Raw genomic sequence first — 7,070 nt, 5'->3', positions numbered from 1 at the left:
CGGCAGGCGGAGAGTACCGTCCCTTGCATCGTTGAAGCGGGCCATGAGGGAAAGCAGGTCGTGCTCGAAGGCCTGCTGCCCTGGCGCGTCAAGCGCCAGGAAAGCCTTGTGGATGGGACCATAGAAGCGGCGGAACTCATCCAGGAAGTCCTGCGCAGAAGCATAGCGGAAAACGAAGGACTTCAGCGTGAAGTTGAGCGAGGTGGCTGTCGGGCCGAACGTCTCCTCGATCCAGGCGCGGTCCCCCCAGCGGGACGGTGGCTTCAGCCCGGCAGGCGGAGGGAGATGGCGCCCCAACGTTCGGAACACCTCGCCGATGAAGCTATCGGGGGTCCAGTTGGCCAGCCCGAGCCGGCCGCCGGGGCGACAGACGCGCAGCATCTCGGCCGCGGCGCGGTCCTGGTCGGGGGCGAACATCACCCCGAAGGTCGAGGCGACCGCATCGAAGCTGCCGTCCGCAAAGGGCAGCGCCTCGGCATCCGCCACCTGGAAGGCAAGCGGCAGGCCCTCTGCCTCGGCGCGCCGCTGACCGCGTTCAAGGAGGGCGGGCACATAGTCGGTGGACACCACCGCCGCGCCCCGACGTGCAAGGGCCAACGAGACATTGCCGTTCCCGGCAGCAACGTCGAGCGCACTTGCGCCTGCGGGCAGGTCCATCGCCTCGGCCAGGGCCTCGCCCACGATCTGGAGCGTGACGCCGATCCGGGCGTAATCGCCCGAGGCCCAGGCCGCCTGCTGGCGGCTCTTGATCGCGGCGAAATCAGGAAGGGGCAGATCGGGCGTCTTCAAGGTCGTCGTCATGTCGGTTCCTTTCACAAAAAACATCGTCCGAAGAACTGCTGGCCTAGGGGCCCGGAACGACGACAAGGCTAATCGTTCGGTCATCACCATGCTTGAGGACGGCGTGGGGATCTTGTGGTAAGATCCTGGGGCTTCCGGGGGAGCAGGCGATGATCTACCGCTTGGGCAGGTTCAGCCTCGACACGGATCGCGCGGAACTGTCCGGCCCGCGCGGGCCGGTCGGCCTTGAACCAAAGGCCTATGATCTTCTTCGGCTTCTCGTGGAACGACAGGGCCGCCTGGTTACCAGGGAGGAGGCGATTGCGGCCGTGTGGGGCGGCCGGTTCATCTCGGACGCGGCGATCTCGACGGTTCTCAAGATGCTGCGCAAGGCCTTGGACGATGACGGCAAGACGCAGCGCGTCATCCGCACGATCCATGGCCGGGGCTTTCGATTGGTGGCCGAGCCGCCCGCCCGTCCGCACCAACCAGAGGAGAACAGCGCGGTTCCCGACCGCCAGCCGGTCCCATGGGCGGCCCGGCCCAGTCTGGCGATCCTGCCATTCCGGCGCCTTGGCGCCTCGGACATCCTCGAGATGGTCGCCGACGGGCTTCCGGCCGACCTGATCAGCGGGATTTCCCGGCTGCGCTGGCTTCGCGTGCTGGCGCAGGAGACGACCTTTCGCTTCAGGGATACCGATCATCTTCCGCATTCGGCCGCGGCACGGCTGGGGGCGACCTATGCCCTTTGCGGAACCGTTGAGGTCGTGGGGGGCGGAACCTTGACGTCGATCGAGCTTTCGGACCTGCGAACGGGCGCGGTGGTCTGGGCCGAGCAGCTCGAGGGTCGCCTGGACGACCTCTACCAGACGCGTGCGGCCATATCGGCGGCCGTCCTGGCCGCCCTCGAGATCCAGATCCCCCTGAACGAGGCGTTGCGCGCCCGATCCTGCCCGACCGAACAGCTGGACGCATGGGGCGCTTATCATCTGGGGCTGCAGCACATCTTCCGCTTCACGGAAGCCGACAATGCCATCGCCACGGGCTATCTTGAACGCGCAACGCAGCTTGATCAGCATTTCGCAAGCGCCTTCGCGGCCCTGTCGTTTACCAGCTATCAGATGGCGGCGATGCAGTGGACGCCCGACCGGAACCAGGCGATCAGGCAGACCCAGGCCTATGCCGAACGCAGCCTCGAGCTTGATCCGCTAGACCCTTTTGCCAATCTTGTCGAAGGGCGGCTGTTCCTTCTTCTGAACCGCCCCGAGGATGGGCAACTCTGGCTTGACCGGTCGGTGCAACTGAGCCCAAGCTATGCCAAGGGCTATTATTCGCGCGGATTTGCAGCCATGCTGGCCGGGCGGGTCGGCGACTGCCTGGCCGACATGGAGCGCGCAATGGCGCTGAGCCCGCTCGACCCGATGCTGTGTGCGATGCAGACGTGCAAGGCAATCGCCTTGCATGTGGCAGGCCGGCCTGACGAAGCCGTCATCTGGGCGAACAAAGGCGCGCGGGCGCCCCATGCGCATATCGCCATGCTGATGACGGCCGTGGCGGTTTGCCAGCTTGCAGGGGACCACGCCGGGGCACGAACCTGGAAGGCGGTCTTGCGCACCCGCTATCCCGACGCGAGCCTGCGACGGTTCTTTACGGTGCTGCCATTTACGGATGCAGCGCTGAGATCCCTGCTGGGGCGCGCTTTGCAAGAGGCAGGCATACCAGCATAAGGCCGAGCCGAGGCTGAAACGGCGGCTTTGCTGCCGCAGCCTCCACGCCGCTGCTGCGCCAAGCACCACCATCGCCCGCTTTGGAAAGCTGCCCCGCGGCGCCTGGCATGGCCCGGCCGTCCGTTTTGGGCGTTTCTGTTAGGCACGGCTTTTGTTGACAGCTTCTCTCCTCGGGCGGAAGCTTCTGGACCAGGCGTTCCGCTCTGGACGTCGTTTATGTGAGGTGCTTCATGAGTTCGGCTCTGATAAGGGGGCGCGTCTCCATGCCCCGTCGCATTCTCCTTGCGTCTTCTCTTGTATTCGTTGGCCTTCTTGCCTCGGCACCCCCGGGAGAAGCTGCAACGCTTCGCCTTGAGAAGGTTGTCATGGAAGGCCTGGCAAACCCGCGGGGCCTTTCCTTCGGTCCCGATGGCTGGCTTTACGCCGCAGAGGCCGGCACCGGCGGAGATGGTCCGTCGATCGTCTCTGGCGACGGCCAGACCGTTTCCTTTGGTCTCTCGGGAAAGGTAACCCGGTATCGGTCCGGGGTGCAGGAGGCCGTCATTGATGGTCTGCCCTCGCTTGCCCCGGCCAGGGGGTTCGGTGCCACGGGTGCGCATGACCTTGCCTTCCTGGACGGCGTTCTTCATGTCGTCCTGGGCTTTGGCGCGAATCCTGCCCTTCGCGCAAACCTTGCAAGTGCCCCCGGTTCTGAACTGTTGGGTCGGGTCGTCTCGGTCTCGGGCAGCACCGTTTCGGCAGTTGCCGATCTTGCCGCCTTTGAACTGGCCAATGATCCCGACGGCGAGCCGAACAGCAATCCGTTCAGCCTGGTTGCCCTGGCTGATCGCCTCGTGGTCTCCGACGCCGGAGGAAACGACATTCTGACGGTCGGCCAGGATGGAGCCATCGCCATAAAGGCGGTGTTGCCGCAAGGCTCCTATCAGCCGGTTCCAACAGGCGCCACCGTGGGACCGAACGGGGACATCCTTGTCGGCCAGTTGACAGGATTTCCGTTCCCCGTCGGCGGGGCAAACGTCTTTGCTGTTGACGGGGCGGGGATGATCGACGTCTTCGCCACCGACTTCACGAACCTCATCGACGTCGCATATGGCAACGGCAAGCTTTATGCACTCGAGTTCGACAGCGACAGCCTGCTTGGTCCAAATACCACCGGGTCGCTGTTCGAGATCGGCGAGGACGGCCTCAAGCGTCTTGTTTTCGGCGGACTCAACAGCCCGACCGGTCTGGCGATTGGCGCCGACGGGAACATCTTCGTTGCCGAAAGTGGCGTTTCGCCAACGGATGGGCGGGTGATCCAGCTTGCCCCGGTGCCGCTTCCCGCATCCTTGCCGCTTCTGGCAGGAGGCATGGCCTTTGCCGCGGCCATTGGGTCATGGAGAGGCCGCAAGCGAAGCTGAGCCGGGACGTCACGTCGCGGAAGTCGGCCAGGCACAACCAAATTCCTGCCCTTGGCCAGCTTCCTGCGCTTTCCCGCGACACGCCATGCGCGTGGGATATCCGTCCGCGTGATCTCGACCGCCACCAAGACCACCATTCCTGAAGACCTGTGATGCAGATCCCTGGATTTCGGAGGGAGCGCCTGCGCTTCGGAGATCAAGGCTGCCGGTATCATGACGATCTGGCCCCTCCGGACACACGGGGCAGTTCAGGTTGCTCTAACCCGTCGGCCGCAGGTCAGACAGGCAAGGGGGGATCATGGCGCGGGGACGGCCGTTCCCCACCCAAGGGAGGGCCGGCGTGACCGGCATCCAGCAAGGTGGCCGGCCGCGTGCCGGACCCGCCTGGCTTTCGACCTGTTCGGTGTGTCCGCGATCATGGACCGGCGCATCAGCGTTGCGGCAAGCGGGTGCCGGGCTTCAGCTACCAGATCGTCGCCTGGAAAATGGCGGCCGTCTGGTATCTCCCTCAGGAAGAAAGGCGCTTCGGGGCTGCGATGCCGTTGAGGACCGCCTGACGCTCCAGTCGTTCCAGAAGGTTGCGATACTTGACGTTGTGAGAGTAGGCTTCGATTGCCTCCATGATGATCTTCCAGTCATCCACGGACACGGCAGGACGAAAAGCAGTCGAGCTTTGGGCTTGGGACATGGTAATACCTACAACTTTAACAATATAGTTGTGTTACCTCAGGGTTGTCCTGCAAACATCTGTCTTTTTGTATAAGCTAATGCGAGGCTTGTGGGAACAAAGGCCTGCAGCAAGCATCCCCCGAGGCACAATCGAGTTCCCGACGAAGGATGCTGCAACCTCTCGGAGCCCGGTTTCTCCAAGCTGTCTGGATCGCCTTGCAGCTTAACCCTGCGCGCGCGCCATATCGCGCCAGCCGGCGGCGGCAATGCGGCTGCACGGCGATGCTTGGAAAACACTGCGGCTTCTGTTCCCCGCGAACCTTTTTCCCCAGCTTGCATCCAATGACCATGGCCGGGCGGATCCGGCCTGCCATCGAAAGGTCCCCACATGCCTAGCTCCCTTCCCGTTCTCGCCGCATCTGTCCTCCTTGGCGCCCTGCCCTTCGTGGCGACTGCCCAGACCGTGCCTGACACCGCACCCCCTGCCGCGCCCTTCCAGAAGGTCAGCGAACTGGTCACCCTGCCGGATTTCCTGCCCGGCCTCGGCACGCTTTATGTCGATCCCGCGACCCTGCCCGCCGGTCCCTTCCTAGGCTATGATCACGACGGCAAGCTGTCGGCCACGATCTACATGACGCCGCTGGAGGATCTGGAGGGCGGCCAAGCCTTCGACGACCTTGCCCTTGGCCGCGACAGTGTCGCGTCGGTCGATATCTATCACAACGCCTGGCATCCGGGCGTGGAGAAGCCCCATGTCCATGTCGTGCTTTATCATGACGCGGACGCCAAGGCGCGGCTGGCGGAATGACCATGAACCGCCGAACGGTGATGACCCGGGGGGCGGCGCTTCTCGGCGCGGCCTGCCTGCGGGCTGGCCGTGCAAGTGCCGCCGCGCCCCTGCTGGTCGAGATGAAGGGCAGCCCGCGCGGCGAGGCCGTCTGGTTCGTGCCGGCCGGGCTTGCCGTCGCCCCCGGCGCAACGATCCGCTTCGTGAACCGCGACCCGGGCAACAGCCATACGGCCACCACCTATCACCCCGCTATCCTGGACCGGCCGCAGCGCATTCCCGACGGGGCGCAGCCTTGGGACAGCGGCCTGTTGTTGCCCGGCGAGGAATACGAGGTCACGCTGACCGTGTCCGGCGTCCATGATCTTTATTGCCAGCCGCATGAACATGCCGGCATGGTGGCGCGGATTGTCGTGGGCCGGCCGGGCCAGGATGGCGGCTGGCAGGGTTCGGCCACCGATGCGGGCGACCTGCCCGAGGCGGCCCTGGCAGCCTTTCCGCCGGTCGATGCCATTCTTGCGCAAGGTGCCGTGATGCCCTCTCAAGGAAAGACGCCATGAGCAAACCCCAAGAAGCGATGTTTTCCGGCCCCGAGCGCCAATTGTCCGAGACGGCCCTGGTGGCGGCCGCCCGGCAGCGCGACGAGGCGGCGGTGCGCGAACTGATCCGGCGGCTGAACGGCCGCCTGTTCCGCATCGCCCGCGGCCTGATGCCCAGCGACGCCGAGGCCGAGGAGGTCGTGCAGGACGCATACCTGGCCGCCTTCACCCATCTTGACGATTTTCGCGAGGCGGCGCGCTTCTCGACCTGGATCACCCGCATCGCGCTGAACTGCGCGGCCATGCGCCTGCGCAAGCAGCACGCGCAGCAGGAATACGACACGGTCGAGGAACCGGCGCTGCATGGCGCCGCGGTGGTGCTGTTTCCGGGTGCCGAAACCGAACCGACGGACGCCGCCCTTGGCCGGATGCAGACACGCAGCCTGATCGAGGCGGCGGTCGGCGAGCTTCCTTCGGATCTGCGGCTGGTGTTTCTGATGCACGAAGCCTCGGGGCTGAGCCTGCACGACATCGCCCGCGACCTGTCGCTGCCGCTCGGCACGGTCAAGACCCGCCTGATGCGCGCACGCCATCGCCTGCGGCGGATCATCACGGATCGGATCAGGGGCGGGTTCGAGACGATCTTTCCATTCGACGGAAAGCGCTGCGTCGGCATGGCGGACCGGGTGGCGGCCTTGCTGAAGGCGCGGCCGTGCTGGTCCGGCCCTCCCAGCATACAAGCGGGGTGGGACGGGATCGCGAAAGCTCACCAATCGCTGCACGGATGTCATTCACCCTGAAGCTCAGCGCAGTATGCTCTGCCTTGATTCCCTCAGGTTTGTGAAACAGGTCAATCTCTGTGCCGCCGCAGTGATAGACCACCTTTCCATCAGGCCGTTCCTCTCCTGCAGGCAGCGCCAGGGCCCGGTCGTAGAATGCGCGCGCCCGAGCAAGATTGTCAACGGCGGTGCAAAATCCGGCCACGCGGCGGGGTAAAACCAGGTCAGGTGGCGGTGGCCGGCGCCATGGCGCGCGCGCTTACCAATAGCTGGCGCGTGCCATGGCGCATTGGCCTCTTTGTGCCAAAACGAGCGATCTGATCTCAGGACTTTTGTTGCCGCTTTCGGGCAGTGCTGTTGGCGAGGCGATAGCTCTCGCCGTTCATCTC

At 64.9% G+C, this 7,070-nt stretch carries 8 protein-coding genes; 5 read left to right on the top strand and 3 right to left on the bottom strand.

Annotated elements, in window-relative coordinates:
- The coding region (locus tag RAH32_RS21110) for a class I SAM-dependent methyltransferase (protein WP_306610370.1) at window positions 1-801 on the bottom strand (801 nt) is incomplete at its 3' end.
- Between the two features lie 149 nt (window positions 802-950).
- Here RAH32_RS21110 and RAH32_RS21105 point away from each other — a divergent pair.
- On the top strand, window positions 951-2,507 hold the full coding sequence (locus tag RAH32_RS21105) for a winged helix-turn-helix domain-containing protein (protein WP_306610369.1): 1,557 nt from the start codon (window positions 951-953) through the stop codon (window positions 2,505-2,507).
- Between the two features lie 365 nt (window positions 2,508-2,872).
- Complete coding sequence (locus RAH32_RS21100) at window positions 2,873-3,907, top strand: ScyD/ScyE family protein (RefSeq protein WP_306610368.1); 1,035 nt, start codon at window positions 2,873-2,875, stop codon at window positions 3,905-3,907.
- A gap of 296 nt (window positions 3,908-4,203) precedes the next feature.
- Here the strand turns inward: RAH32_RS21100 and RAH32_RS21630 are convergent, their stop codons facing one another.
- On the bottom strand, window positions 4,204-4,377 hold the full coding sequence (locus tag RAH32_RS21630; protein ID WP_373429750.1) for a DUF6880 family protein: 174 nt from the start codon (window positions 4,375-4,377) through the stop codon (window positions 4,204-4,206).
- Between the two features lie 38 nt (window positions 4,378-4,415).
- Entirely contained in the window at window positions 4,416-4,595 is a 180-nt protein-coding gene (locus RAH32_RS21095; RefSeq protein ID WP_306610367.1) for a hypothetical protein, read from the bottom strand.
- 369 nt (window positions 4,596-4,964) lie between these two features.
- On the opposite strand from RAH32_RS21095, the gene RAH32_RS21090 reads away from it, so the two are divergent.
- Genes RAH32_RS21090 through RAH32_RS21080 form a run of 3 tightly spaced genes read left to right on the top strand, consistent with a single transcriptional unit; the run spans window position 4,965 to window position 6,702 of the window.
- Entirely contained in the window at window positions 4,965-5,384 is a 420-nt protein-coding gene (locus RAH32_RS21090; RefSeq protein ID WP_306610366.1) for a hypothetical protein, read from the top strand.
- Window positions 5,385-5,386: 2 nt separating this feature from the next.
- Window positions 5,387-5,923 carry a cupredoxin domain-containing protein gene (locus RAH32_RS21085; protein ID WP_306610365.1) on the top strand — a complete coding sequence of 179 codons (537 nt, stop codon included), beginning with the start codon at window positions 5,387-5,389 and terminating at the stop codon, window positions 5,921-5,923.
- Window positions 5,920-6,702 (top strand): RNA polymerase sigma factor, encoded by a 783-nt coding sequence (locus tag RAH32_RS21080; protein ID WP_306610364.1) that lies wholly within the window; start codon window positions 5,920-5,922, stop codon window positions 6,700-6,702. The genes RAH32_RS21085 and RAH32_RS21080 overlap by 4 nt, the downstream gene beginning before the upstream one ends.
- Window positions 6,703-7,070 lie beyond the last annotated feature (368 nt).

It is taken from the genome of Paracoccus yibinensis (assembly GCF_030846195.1).
In the GTDB taxonomy this organism is placed as follows: domain Bacteria; phylum Pseudomonadota; class Alphaproteobacteria; order Rhodobacterales; family Rhodobacteraceae; genus Paracoccus; species Paracoccus yibinensis.
Note: the sequence above shows the minus strand (reverse complement) of the source record. Positions and strands in the feature narration are given on the sequence as shown.